Origin of the sequence: Enterobacter sp. CPE_E1241 (assembly GCF_045618265.1) — a bacterium.
Classification (GTDB): Bacteria; Pseudomonadota; Gammaproteobacteria; order Enterobacterales; family Enterobacteriaceae; genus Enterobacter; species Enterobacter adelaidei.
This window is the reverse complement of the sequence record NZ_JBIWYV010000001.1, coordinates 3,860,893-3,887,478: the sequence shown is the minus strand read 5'-3', so window position 1 is coordinate 3,887,478 and position 26,586 is coordinate 3,860,893. Positions and strand designations below refer to the sequence as shown.

Annotated in this window: 19 protein-coding genes and 3 tRNA genes; 16 read left to right on the top strand and 6 right to left on the bottom strand. The window is 54.0% G+C overall.

Translation table 11 applies throughout. The annotated features are described in order from the left end of the window. The first annotated feature begins 4 nt into the window (after positions 1 to 4). From ptsP to recD, 11 genes are all read left to right on the top strand, one after another. A complete protein-coding gene (gene ptsP / locus ACJ9Y9_RS18985; protein ID WP_028016914.1) occupies positions 5 to 2,251 on the top strand; it encodes a phosphoenolpyruvate--protein phosphotransferase in 2,247 nt (748 codons plus the stop codon). Between the two features lie 193 nt (positions 2,252 to 2,444). Continuing rightward, a complete protein-coding gene (gene lgt / locus ACJ9Y9_RS18980; protein ID WP_023309046.1) occupies positions 2,445 to 3,320 on the top strand; it encodes a prolipoprotein diacylglyceryl transferase in 876 nt (291 codons plus the stop codon). 6 nt (positions 3,321 to 3,326) lie between these two features. Beyond that, the gene (gene thyA, locus ACJ9Y9_RS18975; protein ID WP_013098550.1) at positions 3,327 to 4,121 is read left to right on the top strand and encodes a thymidylate synthase; all 795 of its coding nucleotides are present in this window, start codon (positions 3,327 to 3,329) and stop codon (positions 4,119 to 4,121) included. Positions 4,122 to 4,305: 184 nt separating this feature from the next. Then, positions 4,306 to 4,770 carry a prepilin peptidase-dependent protein gene (locus ACJ9Y9_RS18970; RefSeq protein WP_028016913.1) on the top strand — a complete coding sequence of 155 codons (465 nt, stop codon included), beginning with the start codon at positions 4,306 to 4,308 and terminating at the stop codon, positions 4,768 to 4,770. Then, the gene (locus ACJ9Y9_RS18965) at positions 4,761 to 5,321 is read left to right on the top strand and encodes a prepilin peptidase-dependent protein (protein WP_028016912.1); all 561 of its coding nucleotides are present in this window, start codon (positions 4,761 to 4,763) and stop codon (positions 5,319 to 5,321) included. Before ACJ9Y9_RS18970 ends, ACJ9Y9_RS18965 begins: the two co-directional genes overlap by 10 nt. After that, positions 5,318 to 5,719 carry a DUF2509 family protein gene (locus ACJ9Y9_RS18960; protein ID WP_028016911.1) on the top strand — a complete coding sequence of 134 codons (402 nt, stop codon included), beginning with the start codon at positions 5,318 to 5,320 and terminating at the stop codon, positions 5,717 to 5,719. The genes ACJ9Y9_RS18965 and ACJ9Y9_RS18960 overlap by 4 nt, the downstream gene beginning before the upstream one ends. Then, the gene (locus ACJ9Y9_RS18955; protein WP_028016910.1) at positions 5,704 to 6,027 is read left to right on the top strand and encodes a prepilin-type N-terminal cleavage/methylation domain-containing protein; all 324 of its coding nucleotides are present in this window, start codon (positions 5,704 to 5,706) and stop codon (positions 6,025 to 6,027) included. Before ACJ9Y9_RS18960 ends, ACJ9Y9_RS18955 begins: the two co-directional genes overlap by 16 nt. 12 nt (positions 6,028 to 6,039) lie before the next feature. After that, positions 6,040 to 9,414 (top strand): exodeoxyribonuclease V subunit gamma, encoded by a 3,375-nt coding sequence (recC, locus tag ACJ9Y9_RS18950; RefSeq protein WP_028016909.1) that lies wholly within the window; start codon positions 6,040 to 6,042, stop codon positions 9,412 to 9,414. 139 nt (positions 9,415 to 9,553) lie between these two features. Continuing rightward, the gene (ptrA, locus tag ACJ9Y9_RS18945; protein WP_028016908.1) at positions 9,554 to 12,436 is read left to right on the top strand and encodes a pitrilysin; all 2,883 of its coding nucleotides are present in this window, start codon (positions 9,554 to 9,556) and stop codon (positions 12,434 to 12,436) included. After that, on the top strand, positions 12,433 to 15,975 hold the full coding sequence (gene recB, locus ACJ9Y9_RS18940; protein ID WP_028016907.1) for an exodeoxyribonuclease V subunit beta: 3,543 nt from the start codon (positions 12,433 to 12,435) through the stop codon (positions 15,973 to 15,975). Before ptrA ends, recB begins: the two co-directional genes overlap by 4 nt. Next, the gene (gene recD / locus ACJ9Y9_RS18935; protein WP_028016906.1) at positions 15,972 to 17,792 is read left to right on the top strand and encodes an exodeoxyribonuclease V subunit alpha; all 1,821 of its coding nucleotides are present in this window, start codon (positions 15,972 to 15,974) and stop codon (positions 17,790 to 17,792) included. The genes recB and recD overlap by 4 nt, the downstream gene beginning before the upstream one ends. Before the next feature lie 34 nt (positions 17,793 to 17,826). On the opposite strand, the gene argA is transcribed toward recD, so the two are convergent. Continuing rightward, on the bottom strand, positions 17,827 to 19,158 hold the full coding sequence (gene argA / locus ACJ9Y9_RS18930; protein ID WP_028016905.1) for an amino-acid N-acetyltransferase: 1,332 nt from the start codon (positions 19,156 to 19,158) through the stop codon (positions 17,827 to 17,829). A gap of 227 nt (positions 19,159 to 19,385) precedes the next feature. Between argA and amiC the strand changes: the two genes are divergently transcribed. Further along, complete coding sequence (gene amiC / locus ACJ9Y9_RS18925) at positions 19,386 to 20,639, top strand: N-acetylmuramoyl-L-alanine amidase AmiC (RefSeq protein ID WP_028016904.1); 1,254 nt, start codon at positions 19,386 to 19,388, stop codon at positions 20,637 to 20,639. 89 nt (positions 20,640 to 20,728) lie between these two features. Here amiC and ACJ9Y9_RS18920 read toward each other — a convergent pair. The 3 genes from ACJ9Y9_RS18920 to ACJ9Y9_RS18910 all read right to left on the bottom strand — a co-directional run bounded on the left by ACJ9Y9_RS18920 (position 20,729) and on the right by ACJ9Y9_RS18910 (position 21,047). Beyond that, a tRNA-Met gene (locus ACJ9Y9_RS18920) sits at positions 20,729 to 20,805 on the bottom strand. Positions 20,806 to 20,849: 44 nt separating this feature from the next. After that, a tRNA-Met gene (locus tag ACJ9Y9_RS18915) sits at positions 20,850 to 20,926 on the bottom strand. 44 nt (positions 20,927 to 20,970) lie between these two features. Then, positions 20,971 to 21,047: transfer RNA gene (locus tag ACJ9Y9_RS18910), tRNA-Met, on the bottom strand. Between the two features lie 208 nt (positions 21,048 to 21,255). Between ACJ9Y9_RS18910 and mltA the strand changes: the two genes are divergently transcribed. Continuing rightward, on the top strand, positions 21,256 to 22,353 hold the full coding sequence (mltA, locus tag ACJ9Y9_RS18905) for a murein transglycosylase A (protein WP_028016903.1): 1,098 nt from the start codon (positions 21,256 to 21,258) through the stop codon (positions 22,351 to 22,353). A 76-nt stretch (positions 22,354 to 22,429) separates the two neighbouring features. Next, positions 22,430 to 23,236 carry a tRNA cyclic N6-threonylcarbamoyladenosine(37) synthase TcdA gene (gene tcdA / locus ACJ9Y9_RS18900; RefSeq protein ID WP_028016902.1) on the top strand — a complete coding sequence of 269 codons (807 nt, stop codon included), beginning with the start codon at positions 22,430 to 22,432 and terminating at the stop codon, positions 23,234 to 23,236. On the opposite strand, the gene csdE is transcribed toward tcdA, so the two are convergent. Next, entirely contained in the window at positions 23,227 to 23,673 is a 447-nt protein-coding gene (gene csdE / locus ACJ9Y9_RS18895) for a cysteine desulfurase sulfur acceptor subunit CsdE (RefSeq protein ID WP_028016901.1), read from the bottom strand. The genes tcdA and csdE overlap by 10 nt on opposite strands. Continuing rightward, the gene (gene csdA, locus ACJ9Y9_RS18890; protein ID WP_028016900.1) at positions 23,673 to 24,878 is read right to left on the bottom strand and encodes a cysteine desulfurase CsdA; all 1,206 of its coding nucleotides are present in this window, start codon (positions 24,876 to 24,878) and stop codon (positions 23,673 to 23,675) included. Before csdA ends, csdE begins: the two co-directional genes overlap by 1 nt. 192 nt (positions 24,879 to 25,070) lie before the next feature. On the opposite strand from csdA, the gene ACJ9Y9_RS18885 reads away from it, so the two are divergent. Together ACJ9Y9_RS18885 and gcvA are read left to right on the top strand one after the other, a co-directional pair. Next, a complete protein-coding gene (locus ACJ9Y9_RS18885) occupies positions 25,071 to 25,298 on the top strand; it encodes a YgdI/YgdR family lipoprotein (RefSeq protein ID WP_028016899.1) in 228 nt (75 codons plus the stop codon). Positions 25,299 to 25,645: 347 nt separating this feature from the next. Next, positions 25,646 to 26,563 (top strand): glycine cleavage system transcriptional regulator GcvA, encoded by a 918-nt coding sequence (gene gcvA / locus ACJ9Y9_RS18880; protein WP_028016898.1) that lies wholly within the window; start codon positions 25,646 to 25,648, stop codon positions 26,561 to 26,563. The last annotated feature ends 23 nt before the right edge of the window (positions 26,564 to 26,586 follow it).

Here is a 26,586-nt window from a genome sequence, read left to right as displayed (position 1 = left end):
AATCATGCTCACCCGCTTGCGAGAAATAGTCGAGAAGGTGGCCAGTGCTCCGCGTCTCAATGAGGCGCTGAACATTCTGGTCACTGACATCTGTCTTGCGATGGAGACCGAGGTCTGTTCGGTGTATCTGGCCGACCACGATCGGCGCTGCTATTACCTGATGGCGACCCGTGGTTTGAAAAAACCACGCGGACGCACCGTAACGCTCGCATTTGATGAAGGTATCGTGGGTCTGGTTGGGCGGCTGGCTGAACCTATCAACCTTGCCGACGCGCAAAAACACCCCAGCTTTAAATACATCCCTTCCGTAAAAGAAGAGCGCTTCCGCGCGTTTCTTGGCGTGCCGATTATCCAGCGTCGCCAGCTGCTTGGCGTGCTGGTTGTTCAGCAGCGAGAGCTGCGTCAGTACGATGAAAGTGAAGAGTCTTTCCTCGTCACGCTGGCCACGCAGATGGCGGCGATCCTCTCTCAGTCTCAGCTTGCCGCCCTTTTCGGTCAGTATCGCCATACTCGCATTCGCGCCCTTCCTGCGTCGCCAGGTGTGGCGATTGCAGAAGGCTGGATGGACGCCACGCTACCGTTAATGGAGCAGGTTTACGAAGCCTCAACGCTTGATGAAGCGCTTGAGCGCGAGCGTCTTACTGCTGCGCTGGAAGAGGCGGCGAATGAATTTCGTCGTTACAGCAAACGATTTGCCGCAGGTGCGCAAAAAGAGACGGCGGCCATTTTTGATCTCTATTCACACCTGCTTTCCGATGCGCGTTTGCGTCGCGAGCTTTTTGCGGAAGTGGATAAAGGCTCGGTCGCGGAGTGGGCTGTTAAAAAGGTTATCGAAAAATTTGCCGAGCAATTTGCGGCACTGACTGATGGTTACCTGAAAGAGCGGGCGGGAGATCTCCGAACCCTGGGACAACGACTGCTGTTCCATCTGGATGACACCATTCAGGGGCCAAATGCCTGGCCAAAACGGTTTGTGCTGGTCGCCGATGAACTCTCCGCGACGACGCTGGCTGAGCTGCCTCAGGACAGGCTGGCCGGTGTGGTAGTGCGCGATGGTGCCGCCAACTCACACGCTGCCATTATGGTGCGTGCACTGGGTATTCCTACCGTGATGGGCGCAGATATCCAGCCGTCAGTGCTGCATCGACGCACGCTGGTTGTCGATGGCTATCGCGGTGAGCTGTTGGTTGATCCTGAGCCGGTTCTGCTCCAGGAATACCAGCGTCTTATCAGTGAAGAGAACGAATTAAGCAAGCTGGCAGAAGATGACGTTAACCTGCCCGCACAGCTAAAGAGCGGTGAGCGGATCAAAGTTATGCTCAACGCCGGCTTAAGCCCTGAGCACGAAGAAAAGCTTGGCAGTCGCATTGATGGTATCGGCTTATACCGCACCGAAATCCCGTTCATGCTGCAAAGTGGGTTCCCCTCAGAAGAAGAGCAGGTTGCGCAGTATCAGGGAATGCTGCAGATGTTTAACGACAAACCTGTCACCCTGCGTACTCTGGATGTCGGCGCTGATAAACAGCTGCCCTATATGCCGATCAGCGAAGAGAACCCGTGTCTGGGCTGGCGCGGGATCCGTATTACGCTCGACCAGCCGGAGATCTTTCTGATCCAGGTGCGCGCCATGCTGCGCGCGAATGCCGCGACGGGCAATCTCAGCATTTTATTGCCGATGGTCACCAGCATTGATGAGATCGACGAATCACGGCGCTTGATCGAACGCGCTGGCCGTGAAGTCGAAGAGATGATTGGCTACGCGATCCCGAAACCGCGGATTGGGGTGATGCTCGAAGTGCCGTCTATGGTCTTCATGCTGCCGCAACTGGCCAACCGTGTTGATTTTATCTCCGTCGGCACGAACGACCTGACGCAATATATCCTGGCCGTCGACCGTAACAACACCCGCGTCGCCAGTATCTACGACAGCCTGCACCCGGCGATAATCCGCGCGTTAGCGATGATCGCTCGTGATGCGGAACAGTACGGGATTGATTTACGCCTGTGTGGTGAAATGGCCGGGGATTCAATGTGCGTCGCGATCCTGATTGGTCTGGGATACCGCCATCTGTCTATGAACGGTCGCGCCGTTGCACGTGTGAAGTACCTGTTGCGGCATATTGAAATCGACGATGCCCGAGAGCTGGCTGAACGCAGCCTGGAAGCGCAACTGGCTACTGAAGTCCGTCATCAGGTTGCTGCGTTTATGGAACGACGCGGTATGGGCGGCCTGATCCGGGGCGGCCGCTAATCATCTTTCTCCCTCTCCCTGTGGGAGGGGGCACCAGCGCGCATAAAACCCTATACACATCTTTTACATCTCTGGCGCATCCTCCGCGCCCGCCTTATGCTATGATTCGCAACTTTGGAGCCTCTGCTTACGGCAGAATCGCATTTCTACCGCTGTCCACTTTCAGCGGAATAACAACATCTTGTGGTGACAGATGAACAGTGGTTATCTGCATTTTCCGGAATTTGATCCGGTCATTTTCTCAGTAGGACCTGTTTCGCTTCACTGGTACGGTCTGATGTACCTGGTGGGCTTCATTTTTGCCATGTGGCTCGCTGGCCGTCGCGCCAGCCGTCCTGGCAGCGGCTGGACCAAAAACGAAGTCGAAAACCTGCTTTATGCGGGCTTCCTCGGCGTGTTCCTCGGTGGCCGTATTGGCTATGTGCTGTTCTATAACTTCCCGGTATTCCTGAACGATCCGCTCTATCTGTTCCGCGTGTGGGATGGTGGTATGTCCTTCCACGGTGGCCTGATTGGCGTGATTCTGGTGATGGTGATTTTTGCCAAACGCACCAAACGCAACTTCTTCCAGGTTTCAGATTTTATCGCACCGCTGATCCCGTTTGGTCTCGGCGCTGGCCGTCTGGGCAACTTTATCAACGGTGAACTGTGGGGGCGCGTTGACCCAAGCGTGCCGTACACGATGCTCTTCCCGGGCTCCCGCGCAGAAGATATCGCGCTGCTGCCATCCCACCCGGAGTGGCAGTCTATTTTCGATACCTATGGCGTTCTGCCGCGCCATATGTCCCAGCTTTACGAACTGGCGCTGGAAGGCGTGGTGCTGTTTATCATCCTGAATCTGTTTATCCGCAAACCGCGTCCGATGGGGGCTGTTTCTGGCCTGTTCCTGATTGGCTACGGTGCGTTCCGTATCATCGTCGAGTTCTTCCGTCAGCCAGATGCACAGTTTACCGGCGAATGGGTGCAGTACATCAGCATGGGGCAAATTCTCTCCATTCCGATGATTGTCGCGGGTGCCATTATGATGATTTGGGCGTATCGTCGTCGTCCACAGCAACAAATTTCCTGAGGAACCATGAAACAGTATCTTGAATTGATGAAAAAAGTGCTCGATGAGGGCACGCCGAAAAACGACCGTACCGGTACCGGCACGCTCTCCATTTTTGGCCACCAGATGCGCTTCAATCTGCAAGAAGGCTTCCCTCTGGTGACGACAAAGCGCTGCCACCTACGCTCGATCATTCATGAACTGCTCTGGTTCCTGCAAGGCGATACCAACGTTGCGTATCTGCACGAAAACAACGTCTCAATCTGGGACGAATGGGCAGACGAAAACGGCAATCTGGGCCCGGTTTACGGTAAACAGTGGCGCGCATGGCCAACGCCTGATGGCCGCCATATTGACCAGATCACCACCGTGATGAACCAGCTGAAAAACGATCCGGACTCGCGCCGTATTATCGTTTCCGCCTGGAACGTGGGGGAACTGGATAAAATGGCGCTTGCCCCGTGCCACGCGTTCTTCCAGTTCTACGTGGCAGACGGCAAGCTCTCCTGCCAGCTCTACCAGCGCTCCTGCGACGTGTTCCTCGGCCTGCCGTTTAACATTGCCAGCTATGCGCTGTTAGTCCACATGATGGCGCAGCAGTGCGACCTGGAAGTGGGCGATTTTGTCTGGACCGGTGGGGACACCCATCTTTACAGTAACCATATGGAACAGACGCATCTCCAGCTGACCCGCGAACCGCGTGCGCTGCCGAAGCTGATTATCAAACGCAAACCGGAGTCTATCTTCGACTACCGATTTGATGATTTTGAGATTGAGGGTTACGACCCGCACCCTGGCATCAAAGCGCCCGTCGCTATCTGATGTAGCAAAGCGTGACACAACCGGTGCTTTTTAGCGCCGGTTTTTTTTCGCCTTCATCCCGTTTCACGAAGCGTTATCCAGAAAGCGTGCAACACGCTGCAACTCGGTCGATTCTCTGGATAACGACTCGGAAAACAGCAATCCGCTGCTCGTCACCTTCACGGCACTTCGCCACACTCCCGGTATGAAAAAAGAGAATGGTTTTACGCTTATCGAAACACTGGTAGCGATTTCGTTGATTGTCATCCTCAGCGCGTCAGGGTTATACGGCTGGGACAGCTGGCAACGACAGCAGCGGCTGTGGCAAACCGCCAGTCAGGTTCGCGATTACCTGGTGTTTCTGCGCAACAATGCCAACCGGCACAACCGCGACCATCAGGTAACCCTTCAGCGGATTGGAGGCAGAGACTGCCTGGTGAGCTCAGTTATGAAGAGTTGCGAGAAGGGGAGTCCCTTTGTGCTGATGCCGCTCTGGCCTGAAGTCACGGTGAGTGAACTAACACCGTCATTAGGGTTTTATGGATTAAGAGATACGGCATGGGCAGGGCGGATACGCATACAAAGTCGAGCAGGAGAATGGCTGATTATTGTCTCAAATGGAGGACGCATCAGAATGTGCAAAAGTTCAGGGGACGGTTCATGTCAATGAGACAGCGCGGTTTCTCACTGATTGAAGTGCTGATTGCTACGGCGATCAGCAGCCTTTTGCTGGTAAGCGCATCGCGTTTTTTACCCGGGTTGCAGCGGGCTGTACTACTGCAATCCGGCCAGCGAGAGCTGGAAGAAGAGGTCTGGCAGCGCCTGTTCGCCCTCGGTAAACATCTTCAGCGCGCAGGATATTGTGCCGGAAACTGTCAGGGACAAGGGCTGGTGATTGGCAGGGAAGGGAACTGTGTCATTGTACGGTGGGATGCCAACAGTAACGGCAATTGGGATAACACCGCATCAGAAAATGACAGCACCGGTTTTCGTCTGGAAGCAGGAGCGCTGGAAATGCTGCGTGGGGCAACTTCGTGTGAAGGAAAGGGATGGGAAAAGCTCACCGAACCGGACAAGCTTGTGATCCTGCACTTTATGGTGCGTAAAGTTGAGCATGCCGGTTTTGCACCAGAGTTGAATATTGAACTGACCGCCAGTCGTAAAGGTGAGCAGAGGGAGCCATATCAGGCTTTATATGGGGTCACGGGGTATAACTTGTGAACCGTCAACGCGGAATGTCTTCGCTGGCGTTGGTTTTGCTTTTACTGGTGCTCGGTACTCTGATCCTCACCGGTCTCAACCAACAACTCACAACGTTTAGTGCGCTCGTAGGTGATGAGAGCCGTTCACTCCAGCAGCAGGCGTCTGTGCAATCTGCACTTGAGTGGGGACGCGTTCAGGATTGGTCGTCAGAGCCCCAGATTCAGTGCAAAAAGGCATCGTCATGGCGAGTTTGTTTGCGGCTATTAAGTGAGAAGGATGTTTTGCTCATTGCTGGAGTCAACGACCTGCTGCTCTGGCGCACAGGAGAGATAATCGACGGCAAGATTCGCTTCTCGCCTCACGGCTGGAGTGATTTTTGTCCGCTAAAGGGGAGTGTGTTATGCCTGTTGCCATGAACAAAGAAAGAGGGTTTAGCATGGTTGAAGTTCTCCTGGCGATGATGCTGATGGTGATAATCGTGACCGCACTGTCAGGTTACCACCGGGCACTGGCGACGCGGTTCACCTTGTTTAGCCAATATCGTCAGCTCTGGCACCATGCCTGGAACCAGTCCCGGCTCTCAACAAATGCACTACCGGAAGGCTGGCAGGCCAACCGGGGGCAGACAACGCTCGCCGGATGTGTCAGCATCACGGTTACACTTATTTCTCCTCTGGGGCGGCGCGGTGAGATAACGCGTCTGCATTGCCCGGTTAGCCAGTAGTCGGGAGCGTCTATGTTAAGGGTTTACCACTCAAATCGTCTGGATGTGCTGGAAGCACTGATGGAATATATCGTTGAGGGCGGGCGGCTTGACGATCCTTTTGAGCCTGAAATGGTGCTGGTGCAGAGCACCGGTATGGCACAGTGGCTGCAAATGTCGCTTTCCCGTAAATTTGGCATTGCCGCTAACATTGAGTTCCCACTACCCGCGAGCTTTATCTGGGAGATGTTTGTCCGCGTGTTGCCGGATATCCCGGAGCAAAGTGCGTTCAACAAGCAAAGCATGAGCTGGAAGCTGATGGCGTTGCTGCCGGAAATGCTTCAGCGTGATGAGTTCGCGATGCTGAACCACTATCTCAATGACGATACCGATAAACGCAAGCTGTTCCAGCTCGCGTCGCGTACCGCCGATCTCTACGATCAATATCTTGTTTATCGTTCTGACTGGTTAATTCGTTGGGAAGCAGGTGAGCTGGTGGAGGGGTTACCGGAGGCGCAAATCTGGCAGGCGCCACTATGGAAAGCGCTGGTGGAGCACACGGAGAAACTTGGCCAGCCTAAGTGGCACCGTGCCAATCTGTACGATCGGTTTATCTCCATACTTGAAAATACGTCGGAGCGACCAGCCCGACTGCCATCACGCGTGTTTATCTGTGGAATATCTGCATTACCCCCAGTCTATCTCAAGGCGTTGAATGCGCTGGGTAAACATATTGATATTCATATTTTGTTTACCAACCCTTGCCGGCAATATTGGGGGGATATCCTCGACCAACGCTGGCTTTCGCGGCTGGTGACTCGCCAACGAAAACGCCTTTTTGAAGAACGAACCATCCCGCTGTTTAAAGACGGCTCGACTGCCGGGCAACTTTTCGATGAAGAAGGTATCCAGAACCTGCCCAATCCGCTGCTTGCTTCGTGGGGGAAGCTGGGGCGTGATTACATTCACATGCTTTCTGATATCACTTCATCAGGTGAAGGCGACGTGGATGCCTTTGTTGAGATCTCCCCGGATAGCCTGCTGCATAATATTCAGTTAGATATTCTGGAGCTGGAGAACCGTGCCGTCATGGGTGTTACGGCGCAAGAGTTTGAACGCAGCGACAGGAAGCGGAGGTTGGATCCTGACGATCGCAGTGTCACCATCCACGTTTGCCACAGCCCGCAGCGCGAAGTTGAAATCCTTCATGACCAGCTGTTGCACATGCTGCAGGATGATCCTGAGCTGACGCCGCGCGATATCGTGGTGATGGTGGCGGATATCGACAATTACAGTCCCTTCATTCAGGCCGTTTTTGGCAGTGCGACGGGTGAACGATACCTGCCTTACGCTATCTCGGACCGCCGTGCCCGTCAGTCTCACCCGGCTTTGCAGGCATTCATCACCCTGTTGTCACTGCCTGATAGTCGATTTATCTCCGAAGATGTTCTGGCATTACTGGATGTTCCAGTTCTGGCTGCCCGCTTCAACATCAATGAAGAGGGGCTACGCTACCTTCGCCAGTGGGTGAACGAATCGGGTGTTCGCTGGGGGATCGATGACGATAACGTCCAGGCGTTCGGACTCCCCCCAACCGGGCAGCATACCTGGCGGTTTGGCCTGACACGTATGCTGTTGGGATATGCCATGGAAAGCAGTCAGGGGGAATGGAATGAGGTACTGCCTTACGATGAGACCAGTGGGTTAATTGCTGAACTGGTGGGGCATTTGGCTTCACTATTGATGCAGCTTAACCGCTGGAGAAGTGAGTTAATGCAACCGCGTACTCTGGAAGAATGGCTCCCGGTTTGCAGGGCATTGCTCAATGATTTCTTCCTGCCAGACAGTGACACTGAAGCCGCAATGGCGCTCATTGAAACGCAGTGGCAGGCTATCGTCGACGAGGGCGTGAACTCCCATTATCACGAAGAGATCCCCTTGTCACTGCTGAGGGATGAGTTGACGCAGCGGCTTGACCAGGAGCGAATCAGTCAGCGTTTCCTGGCGGGCCCGGTGAATATCTGCACCCTGATGCCAATGCGTTCTATCCCGTTCAAAGTGGTGTGTCTGCTTGGCATGAATGACGGTATTTATCCACGTGCACTGGCACCACTGGGATTTGATCTGATGAGTGCTAATCCAAAGCGGGGTGACCGTAGCCGTCGTGATGACGATCGCTATCTCTTCCTTGAAGCGCTCATTTCCGCCCAAAGTAAGCTCTATATCAGTTACATCGGCCGTTCAATTCAGGACAACAGTGAGCGTTTCCCTTCTGTTCTGGTGCAGGAGCTGGTGGATTATATCGGACAGAGCCACTACCTGCCGGGGGATGAAGAACGTAACTGCGATGAAAGTGACAAGCGGGTGAAAGCGCATATCACCTGTTGTCATAGCCGCATGCCGTTTGACCCGGTGAACTACGTGGTGAGTGAGCACCAGAGCTATGCTCACGAGTGGCTTCCTGCGGCGAAAAAAGAGGGAACTGCGCATACCGATTTCATTCAGGCGCTTGACCCTCGGCCCATTGACACACTGACATTTGAACAGCTTCAGCGGTTTTGGGCGCACCCGGTGCGGGCCTTTTTCCAGCAGCGATTACAGGTCAATTTCCGCTCTGAAGAGAACGAAATTCCCGATGCGGAGCCCTTTACGCTGGAAGGGCTGGAGCGCTATCAGTTAAACCTGCAGCTGTTGAATGCACTGGTTGATCAGGAAGATGCTGACAAACTTTTTCGCCGTTACCGTGCAGCAGGGCAATTGCCTTATGGGGCGTTTGGTGAAATTGTCTGGGAGGCACAGTGCCAGGAGATGACAGCGCTGGCCGAGCGCGTAAGGGAGTGTCGACAACCCGGTAAAAGCATTGAAATTGATCTCAACTGTAACGGCGTTCAGTTGACGGGCTGGCTAACCCAGGTTCAGCCGGACGGGCTGCTACGCTGGCGACCTTCTATGCTTAGCGTTTCTCAAGGGTTGCAACTCTGGCTGGAACATCTTGTCTACAGTGCGATGGGTAATAAAGGCGAAAGCCGGATATTCGTGCGCAAAGAGGGCGAATGGCGCTTCCCGCCGATGGAGTCTGAACAGGCGTTACGTTATCTGTCTTTGTATATTGAGGGCTACCGTCAGGGCATGAACAAACCACTTTTGTTACTGCCTGAGAGTGGCGGTGCCTGGATAAAAGCCTGTTATGACGTACAGAATGATGCAATGTTAACGGATGAGGCGTCACTGCAGAAAGCGCGAAGTAAATTTATACAAGCCTATGAAGGAAACATGATGGTACGTGGCGAAGGTGAAGATGTCTGGTATCAGCGCTTATGGCGCACTCTTGAACCAGAGTACTTCGAGACGATCACGGAAGAGGCACTGCGTTACCTGTTACCGTTGTTCAAATTTAATCAGTCCTGAGCGTTGTATAAAAATTGCACAGGAAAGGGTGTTCATTTATGATGCACCTGTTATCACGGACTGATGTACTCAAAGAAAGAGATGCTGGCGTGCCCAGCACGCAGTTTGTTAATGATGTAGCCGTGATAAAGAGGTCGTAATGCCAGGCAGCACCTTGTTTAAAGCGTTGGTTTTGTTTGTCGCCCTTTGGGCTCCCTTCACTCAAGCAGACTCCGGTTGGCAACCTGTTCAGGAAACTATCCGTAAGAGCGAAAAAGATACCCGGCAGTATCAGGCTATACGCCTTGATAACGGCATGACCGTGCTGCTGGTTTCCGATCCGCAGGCGGTGAAATCCCTCTCGGCGCTGGTGGTGCCGATTGGGTCACTGGAAGATCCTGATGCCCATCCTGGACTTGCGCACTATCTGGAACATATGACGCTGATGGGGTCTAAAAAATACCCGCAGCCAGATAGCCTGTCCGAATATCTGAAAATGCACGGCGGTAGTCACAATGCCAGCACAGCACCGTACCGTACGGCTTTTTATCTCGAAGTCGAAAATGATGCACTGGAAGGGGCGGTCGATCGCCTTGCTGATTCCATCGCTGCACCGCTTCTGGATAAAAAATATGCTGAACGTGAACGCAATGCCGTTAATGCTGAGTTAACCCTTGCCCGTACGCGAGACGGTATGCGCATGGCCCAGGTGAGCGCCGAAACCATTAACCCGGCGCATCCGGGTTCGCGTTTCTCCGGTGGTAACCTGGAAACATTAAGCGATAAGCCAAACAGCCCGTTGCTTGATGCGCTGCATGCGTTTCGCGACAAATATTACTCCGCGAACCTGATGAAAGCGGTTATCTACAGCAACAAACCGCTGCCAGAGCTGGCAAGCATGGCCGCTCAGACGTTTGGTCGTGTGCCGAATAAAAATATCGACTTACCTCAGATAACCGTTCCGGTAGTCACGGACGCCCAAAAAGGGATTGTTATCCACTACGTGCCCGCCTTGCCGCGCAAGGTGTTACGTGTTGAATTCCGCATTGATAACAACACGGCACAGTTTCGCAGTAAAACCGACGAGCTGGTGACCTATCTGATTGGCAACCGTAGCCCGGGTACGCTTTCAGACTGGCTGCAAAAACAAGGGCTGGTGGAAGGGATTCGAGCCGACTCCGATCCCGTTGTGAACGGCAATAGCGGTGTGCTGGCGATATCTGCAACCCTGACCGATAAAGGGCAGGCAAACCGTGATGAAGTGGTGGCGGCGATCTTTAGCTACCTTTCTCTGCTGCGTGATAAAGGCGTCGATAAACGCTACTTTGATGAACTGGCTCACGTGCTGGATCTCGATTTCCGTTACCCGTCTATTACCCGCGACATGGACTATGTGGAGTGGCTGGCGGATACCATGATCCGCGTGCCGGTGGAACATACTCTCGATGCGGTCAATATCGCCGATCAGTATGATGCTGACGCCGTAAAAGCTCGCCTTGCGATGATGACCCCCCAGAATGCCCGCATCTGGTACATCAGCCCGAACGAACCCCATAACAAAACGGCCTATTTTGTAGACGCCCCGTATCAGGTGGACAAAATCAGCGCCCAGACCTTCGCCGACTGGCAGAAAAGAGCCGGGGAGATTGCGTTGAAACTGCCGGAGTTGAACCCCTACATTCCGGATGATTTCTCGCTGATCAAAACCACGAAGGACTATCCGCACCCGGAGCTGATTATTGATGAGCCGACGCTTCGCGTGGTGTATACCCCAAGCCGGTATTTTGCGAGCGAGCCAAAAGCCGATGTCAGCGTCGTTCTGCGTAACCCTAAGGCGATGAATAGCGCCAAAAATCAGGTGATGTTCGCCCTGAATGACTATCTTGCTGGCATCGCGCTCGATCAGCTCAGCAATCAGGCGGCCGTGGGGGGAATCAGCTTCTCAACCAATGCCAATAACGGTTTGATGGTCAATGCAAATGGCTACACTCAGCGCCTGCCTCAGCTGTTCCAGGCGCTGCTTGAGGGCTATTTTAGTTACACGCCGACGGAAGAGCAGCTTGAGCAGGCCAAATCCTGGTATGCGCAGATGATGGACTCTGCGGAGAAGGGCAAAGCTTACGATCTTGCGCTTATGCCAGCGCAAATGTTGTCGCAAATTCCTTATTTCCAGCGTGAAGATCGCCGCGCGTTACTGCCTTCTATCTCATTGAAAGATGTCCTCGCTTACCGTGATGCATTGAAAACCAACACGCGTCCCGAGTTCCTGATCGTCGGCAACATGAGTGAAGATCAGGCCAAAACGCTGGCGGAGAATGTACGTACTCAGCTTGGCTCTAAAGGTGACGAGTGGTGCCGCAACCAGGATGTGCTGGTTGAGAAAAAACAGAATGTGATTTTTGAAAAGTCGGGCACTAGTACGGATTCTGCGCTGGCTGCGGTGTTTGTACCAACGGGTTATGATGAATTCTCCAGTTCAGCGCGGAGTGCCGTTCTGGGACAGATTATTCAGCCGTGGTTCTATAACCAGCTACGTACAGAAGAGCAGCTTGGCTATGCGGTCTTTGCGTTCTCCATGAACGTTGGCCGCCAGTGGGGGCTGGGTTTCCTGCTGCAAAGTAGCGATAAACAACCGGCCTATCTCTGGCAGCGTTATCAGGCTTTCTTCCCACAAGTGGAAGCAAAACTGCGCGCCATGAAACCGGACGAATTTGCCCAGATCCAGCAGGCCGTCATCGCCCAGGTGATGCAGCCACCGCAGACATTGGGTGAAGAAGCGTCACAGCTCAGCAAAGATTTTGATCGCGGTAATCTGAACTTTGATTCGCGTGATAAAGTAGTGGCCGAGATAAAACAGCTGACGCCTCAGAAGGTTGCCGAGTTCTTCCATCAGGCGGTGATTAAGCCGCAGGGAATGACCATCCTGTCTCAGGTTTCCGGTAGCCAGAACGGGAAAACGGAGTACGTGAACCCGAAAGGCTGGAAAGTCTGGAAGAGCGTCAGCGCGCTGCAGCAAACTATGCCCTGGAGTAAGAAAGAATGACCGATACCGCTGAGCCTCTTGATCCCTTACGTTTACCTCTACAGGGTGAACGATTGATTGAAGCTTCAGCGGGAACGGGAAAAACCTTCACCATTGCCGCGCTCTATCTGCGCCTGCTGTTAGGGCTTGGCGGTAACGCGGCTTTTCCACGTCCTTTAAGCGTGGAAGAGCTGCTGGTCGTCACCTTCACCGAGGCTGCCACCGCGGAGTTGCGCGGCCGTATTCGTTCCAATATCCATGAGCTGCGTATCGCCTGTCTGCGTCAGAGTACGGATAACCCTCTCTACGCGAGCCTTCTGGAAGAGATTGCTGATAAGCAACAGGCCGCCCAGTGGTTGCTTCTCGCTGAACGGCAGATGGACGAAGCGTCCGTCTTCACCATTCACGGTTTTTGTCAGCGCATGCTGAGCCTGAATGCGTTTGAATCCGGCATGCTGTTTGAGCAGCAGCTCATTGAAGATGAATCCGTGCTTCGCTATCAGGCCTGCGCGGATTTCTGGCGTCGCCATTGCTACCCCTTACCGCGAGATATCGCAGAAGCGGTACATGCGTTATGGAAGGGTCCCGAGGAGCTTCTGCGTGCCATCGATCGCTATCTTCAGGGTGAAGCACCGGTAATCAAATCTCCGCCGCCAGCAGATGAAACTCTCGCTTCTCGCCATGAAAAAATTACCGCCAAAATTGCGGCCATCAAGCAAAAGTGGAATACGTCAGTCGGCGAGATTGAGGCGATCATCGAAAATTCCGGGATCGACAGACGTAAATTTAACCGTGCAAATCAGGGGAAATGGATCGATAAGATCAGCGCCTGGGCACAGGAAGAGACGCGAGGGTATCAGCTCCCGGATGCGCTTGAAAAATTCTCTCAGCGTTTTCTGGTTGAACGAACCAAACCCGATGGCATTGTGCCGGAGCATCCGCTGTTTGTGGCTATCGAAGCCCTGCTGGCCGAACCGTTGACGCTCAATGACCTGATGATCACCCGCGCTATGGTGGAGATCCGTGAAACCGTCTCGCGTGAAAAGCGTCGCCGCGGTGAACTTGGGTTTGACGATATGCTGAGCCGCCTGGATGCCGCGTTGTGCAGCGAAAATGGTGAAGCGCTTGCCGCCGCTATTCGTAACCGCTTCCCGGTTGCGATGATTGACGAGTTCCAGGATACCGACCCGCAGCAGTACCGCATTTTCCGCCGTATCTGGCGACAACAGCCTGATACCGCGCTGTTGTTAATTGGCGATCCTAAACAGGCTATTTACGCTTTTCGTGGTGCGGACATTTTCACCTATATGAAAGCCCGCAGCGAAGTTGACGCACATTACACACTGGATACCAACTGGCGTTCATCTCCCGGGATGGTAGAGAGCGTCAATGCGCTTTTCAGCCGCATGGATACGGCATTTATGTTCCGGGAGATCCCTTTCCAGCCGGTAAAATTTGCGACAAAAAATGCCTCATTGCACTTCGAATTCAACGGTATGACTCAGCCCGCCATGAACTTCTGGCTGCTGGACGGAGAAGGCTGTGGCGTTGCGGAATATCAAAATGCCATGGCACAGCACTGTGCCGCGCAAATCCGTGACTGGCTGAGTGCGGGGGCACGTGGCGAGGCGGTGCTCTGGAAGGGCGAGGAGTCAACCCCTGTAAAGGCATCGGATATTACGGTGCTCGTGCGTAGCCGTCAGGAGGCCGCGCTTATCCGCGATGCCCTGACATTGCTGAACATTCCGTCCGTCTACCTCTCAAACCGGGACAGTGTTTTCGAAACGCTGGAAGCGCAGGAGATGTTATGGCTGCTGCAGGCGGTGCTGGCCCCGGAGAGGGAGAGCACGCTTCGCAGCGCGTTAGCCAGCGCGATGCTCGGGCTGAATGCGCGTGATATTGATGCGCTCAACAACGACGAAGACGCGTGGGATGCGGTAGTGGAAGAGTTTGTTTACTACCGGGAGAAATGGCACAGACGCGGTGTAATGGCGATGATACGTGAGCTCATGGCGCAGCGTCACATTGCGGAGAATATGCTTGCGACCGCGGGCGGTGAACGTCGTCTGACCGACATTTTGCACATCAGTGAGCTACTGCAGGAAGCGGGCACGCAACTGGAGAGTGAACACGCTCTGGTGCGCTGGCTGGCGCAACAGATTGCCGACCCGAACAGTAATTCCTCCAGTCAGCAGATGCGTCTCGAAAGTGATAAACATCTGGTGCAGATCGTCACCATACACAAGTCGAAAGGCCTGGAGTATCCGCTGGTCTGGTTGCCGTTTATTGCCAATTACCGCGTGCAAGATCAGGCCTTTTACCACGATCGCGAGTCATTTGAGGCGGTGCTTGATCTCAGTAAAGCAGAGTCCAGCGTTGAACTGGCAGAGGCCGAACGTCTGGCGGAAGATTTACGCCTGCTCTATGTAGCGTTGACCCGTTCGGTCTGGCACTGCAGTATGGGTGTCGCCCCACTGTTTCGTCGCCGTGGTGAGAAGACCGGGGAGAGCGATTTTCATCTGAGTGCGCTGGGGCGGCTTATTCAGCTCGGTGAACCCAAAGATGCAGCAGGCCTGCGTCAGTGTATCGAATCATTATGTGGGGATCATACTGCCCTGCACATTCCGTCGCAGCCCGATAATAGCCGCTGGCAAATGCCGGAACTGCGCGAGTTTGATCTCCATGCCCGCCAGGTTGTGCGCACAATTGCTGACGACTGGCGTGTGACGAGTTATTCCGGTTTACAGCAGCACGGGCAGAGCATTGCGCAGGATCTGATGCCAAAACTGGACGTCGATGCAGCAGGGACCGGTAGCGTACCTGTTGAGCCAGTACTCACTCCGCATCAATTCCCGCGTGGCGCCTCACCAGGCACATTTTTACATAGCCTGTTTGAAGAGCTGGATTTTACCCAGCCAGTCTCTGAGGAGTGGGTGCTGAAGATGTTGCAGAGTGGAGGCTATGACGCACAGTGGCAACCGGTTCTCACAGACTGGATCAGCACCGTTCTGCACGCTCCGCTTACTGCGCAAGGGATCTCTCTGAGTCAGTTGACTAACAAAGATAAACAGGTGGAGATGGAGTTTTATCTTCCTATTGCCAGCCCCCTCAGGGCCGACGCGCTTGATGCATTGATCCGCGAGCATGATCCGTTATCTGCCGGTTGCCCAGCGCTGAACTTCCGCCAGGTGCAGGGAATGTTAAAAGGGTTTATCGACCTGGTTTTCCGCCACGAAGGGCGTTACTACCTGCTGGACTACAAATCAAACTGGTTGGGTGAAAACAGCGAAGCCTATACCCAGCAGGCGATGGCATCAGCCATGCAAGCACATCGCTACGATCTGCAGTATCAGCTCTATACCCTGGCGCTGCATCGGTACCTGCGGCATCGCATTGCCGATTATCGTTACGAAGACCATTTTGGCGGCGTTATTTACCTGTTCCTGCGCGGAGTGGATGCTAGCGACCCGCGCTCTGGCATCTTTAGTACGCGTCCGGCTGTGGAACTGATTGAAAAAATGGATAACTTGTTTGCCGCAAGCACAGAGGAGGTGGCATGACGATGCAGGCGCTATTGCTGGAAGCGGTAGAACAACGATTACTCCGCCACCTCGATGTACAGTTCGCCATGATGGTGGCAGGCGATGAACCCGCCGTGATGCTCGCCGCCGCAATCCTGAGTAAAGACGCGGGAGAGGGGCATGTCTGCCTGCCGCTGTCGCGTCTGGTTGTTGATGAGAAAATGCCTCCGGCTTTACAGGCGTGTTTCGCGTTGCTGGATGACGCAGTGGACTGGCAGGCGATATTACTCGGCTCGCCCGCCGTGAGCGGAACCGATACCGGGACGCCGATGATCCTGAGCGGCGAACGTTTGTACCTTAACCGGCTGTGGCGCAATGAACTGACGGTGGCGCGTTTCTTCAGCGAGACGAATGCGCCTCTGTCTTGCGATGACGCGCAACTCCGGCAGGTGCTGGATACGCTGTTTACCTCTGATGAGGCGACAGACTGGCAAAAAGTCGCGGCAGCCGTGGCGTTGACGCGGCGGATCTCGGTTATCTCTGGCGGCCCGGGAACCGGGAAAACGACCACCGTGGCAAAACTGCTTGCCGCGTTGATCCAGCTATCGGGCGAGCACAAGTGCCGTATTCGTCTGGCGGCCCCCACTGGCAAAGCGGCGGCTCGTCTGACGGAATCGTTAGGTGGGGCCTTGCAAAAGCTGCCGCTCACCGGTGAGCAACTTGCGCTTTTCCCAAATGAAGCCAGCACGCTGCACCGACTGCTTGGTGCTCAGCCAGGTAGCCAGCGTCTGCGATATCATGCGGGTAACCCGTTGCATCTGGACGTACTGGTGGTAGATGAAGCATCGATGATCGACCTGACGATGATGTCGCGGTTGATTGATGCTCTGCCGCCCCATGCGCGCGTCATTTTTCTGGGCGATCGTGACCAGCTTGCTTCAGTGGAAGCTGGGGCGGTGCTGGGGGATATTTGTACTTACGCCAGCTTTGGCTACACCACCGCGCGTGCTCAGGAGCTGGCGCGTTTGACCGGATGCGTACTTGAACCCGATAACTCGCCGGTGGCGGGAGCGCTACGCGACAGCCTGTGCCTACTGCAAAAAAGCTATCGTTTCGGCAGCGACTCCGGTATCGGCCAACTGGCTGCCGCGGTAAACCGTGGCGATCGGCACAGTACCCGTGCGGTGTTTGACGGTACGTTTACCGACATCGAGAAAAAATCACTGCAAAGCGGAGAAGAGTATCAGGTGATGCTGGATGACGCCCTGGAGGGGTATCAGCATTTCCTGGCATGTGTCCAACAGCGCAACTCACCAGAGCAGGTCATTGCCGCCTTTGGTGAGTACCAGTTACTGTGCGCACTGAGGGAAGGGCCGTTTGGCGTCAGTGGGCTGAACGACAGGCTGGAGCAGCTTCTTGTTCAGAAGCACAAAATCAACCGCATGCCGCATTCGCGCTGGTTTGAAGGACGACCCGTAATGATCTCCCGCAACGACAGTGCGCTGGGGTTGTTTAACGGGGATATCGGGATTGCGCTCGATCGCGGCCAGGGGCTGCGCGTCTGGTTCCAGTTACCGGACGGTAGCGTGAAGTCTTTCCAGCCCAGCCGTTTGCCTGAGCATGAAACCGCGTGGGCGATGACGGTGCATAAATCCCAGGGCTCCGAGTTTAACCATGCGGCGCTGATCCTGCCGACACAGCTTTCACCTGTTATTACCCGCGAACTGATTTATACCGCGATTACGCGCGCGCGTCAGCGCTTGTCACTCTATACCGATGAACGTGTGCTGGTGCAGGCCATTGCCACCCGTACAGAGCGCCGGAGCGGACTGAGCGCGATATTTGAGTCTCTTTAAGCGAAAGCCCTCACCAGACGGTGAGGGCATCGTATCATCCCAGATCAGCCATCAGCACTTTTGAGCGGCGCTGATAGTTGTACATCTCTTTCTTCGTTTCTGGCAGATAATCTATATCTACCGGCGTGAATCCACGCTCCTGGAACCAGTGAATGCTGCGTGTCGTCAGGACGAACAGCTTGCTCAGGCCCATCTGGCGGGCTTGCGCTGCCACGCGCTCAAGCAGCATTTCGCCGCGTGAGGAGCTGCGGTAATCAGGATGCACCGCCACGCAGGCCATTTCACCGATCTTCTCTTCCGGGAATGGATAGAGGGCGGCACAGGCAATGGTCAGGTTATCGCGCTGAATAATGGTGAATTTGTCGATCTCCATTTCCAGCTGTTCCCGCGAACGACGCACCAGAATACCCTGTTGCTCCAGCGGCCGGATCAGTTCCAGAATACCGCCGATATCATTGATGGTGGCGCGGCGGATCTGCTCCGCACTCTCCATCACAATCTGTGTACCAATACCGTCGCGGGAGAACAGCTCCTGCAGTAGGGCGCCGTCTTCCTGATAGCTGATCAGGTGGCTGCGGCGCACGCCGCTGCGACAGGCTTTCACTGCACCACGCAGAAAACGCACGGTACCAGAATGGTAGTCACCTTCAGCTTCCAGTGCTTCTACGCGGGCCTGGGCTTCATTAGGGAAGAGTTCGGGCACAATCACCCCTTCATCGTTTACGACACCCTGGGAAGAGCAAAACCCAATCATTTTTTCCGCCTTCAGCTTGATCGCCAGCTGCGTGGCAATCTCTTCAGACGTCAGGTTAAAGCTTTCTCCGGTCACGGAAACGGCGACCGGGCCCATCAGCACGATGGCACCGCTGTCGAGCTGGCGGTGGATTGCCTCTTCATCAATACGACGAATACGTCCGCTGTGGCAATAGTCCACGCCATCGTCCACGCCGAGCGGCTGGGCAATGATGAAGTTACCGCTCACGACGTTGATATGCGCACCCTGCAATGGCGTGTTATTCAGGCTCATCGACAGGCGAGCCGTAATATCCAGCTGCAGCAGACCTGCAGCTTGCTTCACCAGCTCCAGGGTTTTCGCATCCGTAACGCGGGTATGTTTGTGGTAAATCGGCTCGTGGTGGTGTGCGGCCAGGTTGGCGTCGATCTGCGGGCGCGCGCCATAGACCACCACCAGGCGGATCCCAAGGCTGTGTAGCAGGCCAATGTCATTGACGATGCTGGAAAAATTTTCATGCTCAATGGCTTCGCCGCCAAGCATGATGACAAACGTTTTTCCCCGATGGGCGTTGATATAGGGAACAGAATGGCGGAATCCCTGGACCAGTTCGGTTCTACGCTCCTTCACCATGGCACAACCCTTAATGAATGTTTATTCGTAATTTGTGTATTTTTATTCGATTGTGGATACATGTGCAAGCGCAAATTTTCCGCGACCCACAGAAATTAATAAGTAATCCGTGCGTTAACGTATGATTGTTTACCCTTTTATAGATGACAGTTTATGCGTCATTCGTTAAAGTTTTCGGTCAATTTGGACATTTTGTATATCAGTCAGTTTTCTTGCTCGGGAGAAGCATGTCGGGATCCAACTCAGCAATAAGCCGTCGCCGTTTGTTAAAAGGGGCCGGGGCAATGTGGTTGCTTAGCGTCAGTCAGGTAGGATTAGCCGCCACAAGTCAGGTGGTGGCGGTTCGCGTCTGGCCGTCGTCGACCTATACGCGCGTGACGGTTGAATCCAATCGCGTGTTGAAATATAAGCAATTTGCCTTAAGCAATCCTGAACGCGTGGTCGTGGATCTCGAAGGGGTGAATCTCAATTCCGTGCTGAAGGGGATGGCGGCGCAGATCCGCGGTGACGATCCGTTTATTAAATCGGCGCGCGTCGGGCAGTTTGATCCGCAAACCGTGCGTATGGTGTTTGAGCTGAAGCAGAACGTTAAGCCTCAACTGTTTGCTCTCGCGCCTGTTGCGACCTTCAAAGAGCGTCTGGTAATGGATCTCTACCCGGCGAATGCGACGGACATTCAGGATCCTCTGTTGGCGTTACTGGAAGATTATAACCAGGGCAATCTTGAGAAGCAGGTTCCACCTGCGCAAAGTGGCCCACAGCCGGGTAAAGCAGGGCGCGATCGTCCGATTGTGATCATGCTTGATCCGGGGCACGGTGGGGAAGACTCGGGTGCTGTCGGAAAATATCGCACCCGCGAAAAAGACGTGGTGCTGCAAATCGCCCGCCGTCTGAAGGCGTTGATCGATAAAGAAGGCAATATGCGCGCCTATATGACGCGTAATGAAGATGTCTTTATTCCGCTGAAAGTTCGCGTGGCAAAAGCGCAGAAGCAGCGCGCCGATTTGTTTGTGTCTATCCATGCGGATGCGTTTACCAGCCGCCAGCCAAGCGGTTCTTCGGTGTTTGCGCTCTCAACCAAAGGGGCGACCAGTACTGCCGCGAGATATCTCGCGGATACCCAGAACGCCTCGGATCTCATCGGTGGTGTGGGCAAAAGCGGTGACCGTTATGTCGATCACACCATGTTCGATATGGTGCAATCACTGACCATCAACGACAGCCTGAAATTTGGTAAAGCGGTGTTGGGCAAGCTGGGTAACATCAATAAGCTGCATAAAAACAGCGTAGAACAGGCCGGGTTTGCGGTGCTCAAGGCGCCGGACATTCCCTCCATTCTGGTAGAAACCGCGTTTATCAGTAACGTTGAAGAAGAGCGTAAGCTCAAGACGGCAAAATTCCAGCAGGAGGTAGCGGAGTCGATTCTGGCAGGGATCCGGGCGTATTTCTCTGACGGGGCGACGCTGGCGCGACGCGGGTAAATCTTTCAGCCGGGTGAAATACCCGGCAAATTCACAAACGACAGATACAAAAAAACACCCTTAAGGGTGTTTATTGTTTTAAGAAGTGTTGGTTGCGGGGGCCGGATTTGAACCGACGACCTTCGGGTTATGAGCCCGACGAGCTACCAGGCTGCTCCACCCCGCGTCCGTCTTTCTACTTCTGTAGAAACTTACTTCTTCAAATTTGATTGGTTGCGGGGGCCGGATTTGAACCGACGACCTTCGGGTTATGAGCCCGACGAGCTACCAGGCTGCTCCACCCCGCGTCCGTCTTTCTACTGTTGTAGAAGATACTTCATCAAATTTTAATTGGTTGCGGGGGCCGGATTTGAACCGACGACCTTCGGGTTATGAGCCCGACGAGCTACCAGGCTGCTCCACCCCGCGTCCGTGGATGCGCACTATACTCGGATAGGTTTGTGATGCAACCCCTTTTTCACATAAATCATGATTTTGTATGCAAATTGAACGACATGGCTCTATTTGGACTATTTTTTGCGCAAAATTTGCCAAAGGTCATGCGATCGCATTTCATTAGCCCTGGCGGTTTGTTATCTTCATCACGCGGAAATGGGCAACTTAAAGACGAGATATAATGAAAGGACGTTGGGCGAAGTATCTGATGACGGGCGCAATGGTAGCCATTCTTGCGGCCTGCTCTTCCAAACCGACCGATCGCGGTCAACAGTATAAAGACGGGAAATTATCCCAGCCTTTCTCCTTAGTTAACCAGCCTGATGCTGTTGGCGCACCGATTAACGCCGGAGATTTCTCCGAGCAGGTCTATCAGATCCGCAATGCGTCACCACGCCTGTATGGCTCACAAAACAATGTTTACAGTGCAGTACAGGACTGGCTGCGCGCGGGCGGCGATACGCGCAACATGCGCCAGTTTGGTATCGACGCCTGGCAGATGGAAGGGGCAGATAACTACGGGAACGTCCAGTTCACGGGGTATTACACGCCAGTGATTCAGGCGCGGCACTCCCGCCAGGGCGAATTCCAGTATCCAATTTATCGTATGCCGCCAAAACGCGGCCGCCTGCCGTCCCGTGCAGAAATCTACTCTGGTGCGTTGAGCGAAAACTACGTCCTGGCTTACAGCAATTCACTGATGGATAACTTCATCATGGATGTTCAGGGCAGCGGTTATATTGATTTCGGTGATGGTTCGCCGCTTAACTTCTTCAGCTATTCCGGTAAAAACGGCCATGCCTATCGTAGTATTGGTAAGGTGTTGATCGATCGCGGCGAAGTGAAGAAAGAAGATATGTCGATGCAGGCGATCCGCGAGTGGGGTGAAAAACACAGCGAAGCCGAGGTGCGCGAGCTGCTGGAACAAAACCCGTCGTTTGTCTTCTTTAAACCGCAAAACTTTGCTCCGGTGAAAGGGGCGAGCGCTGTACCGCTGATTGGTCGTGCGTCTGTGGCATCGGATCGTTCAATTATTCCTGCTGGCACTACGCTGCTCGCGGAAGTGCCTCTGCTGGATAATAATGGCAAATTTAACGGCCAGTATGAGCTACGTCTGATGGTGGCGCTGGATGTGGGTGGGGCGATTAAAGGCCAGCACTTCGATATCTATCAGGGGATTGGTCCGGATGCGGGTCACCGTGCCGGCTGGTATAACCACTACGGACGCGTATGGGTGCTCAAAGCAGCGCCGGGCGCAGGAAGCGTATTCAGCGGCTGATTGTGGTATTCTGAGCGCAATACGGATTCATGTTCAGGGTGAGGAGAAACCTCACCCTTTTTACATCTGAGGTTTTATGTCAGTGGTAATCAGTGATGCCTGGCGTCAGCGTTTTGGCGGCACGGCACGTCTCTATGGTGAAAAAGCCCTGCAGCTGTTTGCGCATGCGCATGTCTGCGTCGTGGGCATTGGTGGTGTGGGTTCCTGGGCGGCAGAAGCGCTGGCGAGAACCGGTATTGGCGCAATCACGCTGATTGATATGGACGACGTGTGCGTCACCAACACCAACCGTCAAATCCATGCCCTGCGTGATAACGTCGGTCTGGCAAAATCTGAGGTCATGGCGGAGCGTATTCGTCTGATCAACCCTGAATGCCGGGTGACGGTCATTGACGACTTTGTGACAGCCGATAACGTCGCAGAGTACATGAATAAAGGCTACAGCTATGTGATTGATGCCATTGACAGCGTACGCCCTAAAGCCGCGCTGATCGCTTACTGTCGTCGTTACAAGGTACCTCTGGTCACCACTGGTGGCGCAGGAGGGCAGATCGACCCTACGCAGATCCAGGTGGCCGATCTGGCGAAAACCATTCAGGATCCGCTGGCTGCCAAGCTGCGCGAAAGGCTGAAGAGCGACTTCAACGTGGTGAAGAACAGCAAAGGCAAGCTCGGCGTTGACTGCGTGTTTTCTACAGAAGCGCTGGTCTACCCGCAGGCTGATGGTTCTGTCTGTGCGATGAAAAGTACGGCGGAAGGGCCAAAACGTATGGATTGTGCCTCAGGCTTTGGTGCGGCCACTATGGTGACCGCGTCCTTCGGTTTTATAGCTGTATCCCACGCCCTGAAGAAAATGATGGCGAAGGCAGAACGTCAGGCCTGAGCCTGACGTGCCGCATCCTGCACCGCTTCGCTGAGCGCGATCAGACCCTGGCCGCGTGAGGCGCTAAGCTGCGCCCGCAGCCCAAGCTCATCAAACAGCGCCAGCGGCGAGTGTGCCAGCAACTCCGCCGCGCTTTTCCCCTCGACGGCGGTTAACAGTACCGCCAACAGCCCGCGGACAATACGTCCTTCGCTGTCGCCAAAGAAATGCAGCTTCTCGCCAGCGACGCTGACGCCCAGCCAGACGCGGTTCTCGCAGCCAGCGATCTCTTTTGCCCGGGCTTTTAGGTCGTCAGACAGCGTCGGGAGCTGTTTACCGAGAAGGATTAACTGGCGATATTTATCTTCCCATTGTGAGAGAGGGGCGAAGGTCTGTTTTAAGGTCTCTTCTGTGATGACCGTGCCAAACGGATGTCCGGCTAAAGCAGCGTGAGTCATTAATCCACCAGTATTTCAAGGGCGCGGTCGACGGCGGCAACCAGCGCATCAACATCGCTTTGGGTATTATATGGTGCAAACGAGGCGCGTAGCGTACCGCTAACGCCGAGTGCCGCCAGGAGCGGCTGGGCACAATGCTGTCCGGCACGCAGGGCAATGCCATACCCGGCAAGTAACGTCACCATGTCGCTATGATGAACGCCTGCAAAATCAAAGGCGAGCAGGCTGGAATCCTGAACGCGGAACGAGCGGAAACCCGGACGCTTTTTGAGTTCTTCCTCTGCGAGCGTCGCCAGTCCGCGGCTCCAGCTTTCAGCCTGAGCAGTGTCTGTTTCAGCAAGCCATTCGAGAGCGGCACTCAGACCAATGACGCCGGCCACGTTTGGCGTACCGGCTTCAAGGCGATAGGGAATCTCCTGGGTTTTAAAGCCGTCGAAGGTCACTTCGGTAATCATTTTGCCGCCACCGAGCCACGGTGTCATTTGCGCCAGCAGTTCCGGCTTACCGTACAACGCTCCGATGCCGGTTGGGCCATACAGCTTGTGTGCAGAGAAAGCGTAAAAATCAATATCCAGCTTTTGCACATCAGCAGGGAAATGCACGATCCCTTGTGCGCCATCGACCATCACCACCATGCCGCTGGCATGGGCGATGCGAATGGCCTGAGCCAGATCCGGACATCCCCCCGTGACGTTCGACATCTGTCCGAGGGCCAGAATGCGGCTGCGTGGAGTAATCAACTCAGGCAGTTGAGCCACGTCGGGTAGGAGATCTGGTCCCAGTGGGAGTTTCACAATACGTGCCCCCGTTTGCTCAGCGACCATCAACCACGGTACCAGGTTGGCATGGTGCTCTGCCTCACTGACGATGATCTCATCTCCAGGCTGTAGCAACGGGCGTGCATAGCACTGGGCCACCATATTGATGGCTTCGGTCGTGCCCCGCGTCCAGACGATATTTTTCCCGCCTTCTGCATTGATCAAACGTGCTACCTGATCGCGTGCGGCTTCATAGCGCGCGGTCAGACGCTGCGCTTCGGCAAACTGGCTGCGATGCACATTCCCGGCGCTCAGGCTGTAGAACTGCTGCGTCGCTTCAATAACCGCCTGTGGCTTCAGGGCGGTGGCAGCGCTATCAAGATAAATACCGGCATCGGCCAGCGCCGGAAACTGTTCGCGAAAATGTGCGGGACTGAAAGCGTTCATGGGATTCCTCATTTCAATAGCAAGATCGTCGCGCAATTTCAGCGGCAGGGCAAGGAGGTTGATATCTATCAGAATTGTCTGCTTATCCTGATGACCCCAAAAAAGCAGGTTATGCTAAATAGTGTTAGGCGGATGTTTTAGCCTGTTATAAATCGAGGTTTGAATAGCATTAATTGCTAAAGGAGAATAATCATGAACAAGACAGCTGCAATCATTTCTGCCTGTGCGTTTACTTTTGCCCTGAGCGCCTGTTCTGGTAACAACTACGTGATGCACACCAACGATGGTCGTTCCATCGTTTCGGAAGGGAAACCGTCAACTGATAATGATACCGGGATGATTTCATACAAAGATGCCAACGGGAACAAGCAGCAGATCAACCGAAGCGATGTTAAAGAGATGGTTGAGATTCAGCACTAAGATCGCAGGCGAAAAAAAAGCACCGCAAATTGGCGGTGCTACATTAATCACTATGGACAGACAGGGTAAATGTACAGGAAGTGAAAAATTGGTAGCGTTGCTACCGTGGTCTGAATCGCAGACCAATTGCAAACACAACAACACAACATCACAACCGTAAGCCAAAAGCCCTTCAGAACACGCATTCCAAAAAAAGCTCTTCGTTCCGGCTCAGGAAGTGCCGCCACTATAGGTATTTGCTGGTAGTTCCTCAACGGACAAATTATAATGTCTCAGATAAAAAAAACTAATAGGTTAAACGTTGTTTCCTGTTTGTTAAAATCCGTTAACATCTAAGCCAGATAACCATGTCGAAGCGATTGCCACCCCTTAATGCATTACGTGTTTTTGATGCAGCAGCACGTCACCTGAGCTTTACACGTGCAGCAGATGAGCTTTTTGTGACACAGGCCGCAGTAAGTCACCAAATCAAGTCCCTGGAGGATTTTCTGGGCCTTAAGCTGTTTCGTCGACGCAACCGTTCATTGCTGTTGACCGAAGAGGGGCAGAGCTATTTTCAGGATATTAAAGAGATTTTTTCCCAGCTCACAGAGGCCACGCGTAAGCTGCAGGCCCGAAGTGCAAAAGGTGCCCTGACTGTTAGTTTATTGCCCAGTTTTGCCATTCAATGGCTGGTGCCAAGACTCTCAAGCTTTAACTCAGCTTATCCGGGGATCGACGTTCGAATCCAGGCGGTCGATCGTCAGGAAGACAAGCTGGCAGATGACGTCGATGTCGCCATTTTTTACGGTCGCGGTAACTGGCCGGGCTTGCGCGTCGAAAAATTATACGCAGAATATCTCCTACCGGTCTGTTCGCCTCTGCTATTAACGGGTGAAAAGGCGCTGAAGACACCTGCTGACCTGGCGCAACATACACTTTTACATGATGCGTCTCGCCGTGACTGGCAAACTTATACCCGTCAATTAGGTCTTACTCATATAAACGTGCAGCAGGGGCCCATTTTTAGCCACAGTGCGATGGTGTTACAGGCTGCTATTCACGGGCAGGGCGTGGCGTTGGCGAACAACGTCATGGCGCAGTCCGAAATTGAGGCTGGCCGCCTGGTTTGCCCTTTTAATGATGTTCTGGTCAGCAAGAATGCGTTTTATCTGGTTTGTCATGACAGTCAGGCAGAACTGGGTAAAATAGCCGCTTTCCGGCAGTGGATACTGGCGAAAGCGGCAAGCGAGCAAGAAAAATTCCGCTTCAGGTATGAACAATAACGTTTGTGTGCCGGGCACGCATC

Excerpts from the sequence above, each read along its gene's own strand:
- amiC (WP_028016904.1), top strand. The coding sequence starts at position 19,386 with ATGTCGGGATCCAACTCAGCAATAAGCCGTCGCCGTTTGTTAAAAGGG.
- ACJ9Y9_RS18955 (WP_028016910.1), top strand. The coding sequence starts at position 5,704 with ATGCCTGTTGCCATGAACAAAGAAAGAGGGTTTAGCATGGTTGAAGTT.
- tcdA (WP_028016902.1), top strand. The coding sequence starts at position 22,430 with ATGTCAGTGGTAATCAGTGATGCCTGGCGTCAGCGTTTTGGCGGCACG.
- recB (WP_028016907.1), top strand. The coding sequence starts at position 12,433 with ATGACCGATACCGCTGAGCCTCTTGATCCCTTACGTTTACCTCTACAG.
- ACJ9Y9_RS18885 (WP_028016899.1), top strand. The coding sequence starts at position 25,071 with ATGAACAAGACAGCTGCAATCATTTCTGCCTGTGCGTTTACTTTTGCC.
- recC (WP_028016909.1), top strand. The coding sequence starts at position 6,040 with ATGTTAAGGGTTTACCACTCAAATCGTCTGGATGTGCTGGAAGCACTG.
- ACJ9Y9_RS18970 (WP_028016913.1), top strand. The coding sequence starts at position 4,306 with ATGAAAAAAGAGAATGGTTTTACGCTTATCGAAACACTGGTAGCGATT.
- csdA (WP_028016900.1), bottom strand. The coding sequence starts at position 24,878 with ATGAACGCTTTCAGTCCCGCACATTTTCGCGAACAGTTTCCGGCGCTG.
- lgt (WP_023309046.1), top strand. The coding sequence starts at position 2,445 with ATGAACAGTGGTTATCTGCATTTTCCGGAATTTGATCCGGTCATTTTC.
- mltA (WP_028016903.1), top strand. The coding sequence starts at position 21,256 with ATGAAAGGACGTTGGGCGAAGTATCTGATGACGGGCGCAATGGTAGCC.
- thyA (WP_013098550.1), top strand. The coding sequence starts at position 3,327 with ATGAAACAGTATCTTGAATTGATGAAAAAAGTGCTCGATGAGGGCACG.
- ACJ9Y9_RS18965 (WP_028016912.1), top strand. The coding sequence starts at position 4,761 with ATGTCAATGAGACAGCGCGGTTTCTCACTGATTGAAGTGCTGATTGCT.
- csdE (WP_028016901.1), bottom strand. The coding sequence starts at position 23,673 with ATGACTCACGCTGCTTTAGCCGGACATCCGTTTGGCACGGTCATCACA.
- gcvA (WP_028016898.1), top strand. The coding sequence starts at position 25,646 with ATGTCGAAGCGATTGCCACCCCTTAATGCATTACGTGTTTTTGATGCA.
- ptrA (WP_028016908.1), top strand. The coding sequence starts at position 9,554 with ATGCCAGGCAGCACCTTGTTTAAAGCGTTGGTTTTGTTTGTCGCCCTT.
- ptsP (WP_028016914.1), top strand. The coding sequence starts at position 5 with ATGCTCACCCGCTTGCGAGAAATAGTCGAGAAGGTGGCCAGTGCTCCG.
- argA (WP_028016905.1), bottom strand. The coding sequence starts at position 19,158 with ATGGTGAAGGAGCGTAGAACCGAACTGGTCCAGGGATTCCGCCATTCT.
- recD (WP_028016906.1), top strand. The coding sequence starts at position 15,972 with ATGACGATGCAGGCGCTATTGCTGGAAGCGGTAGAACAACGATTACTC.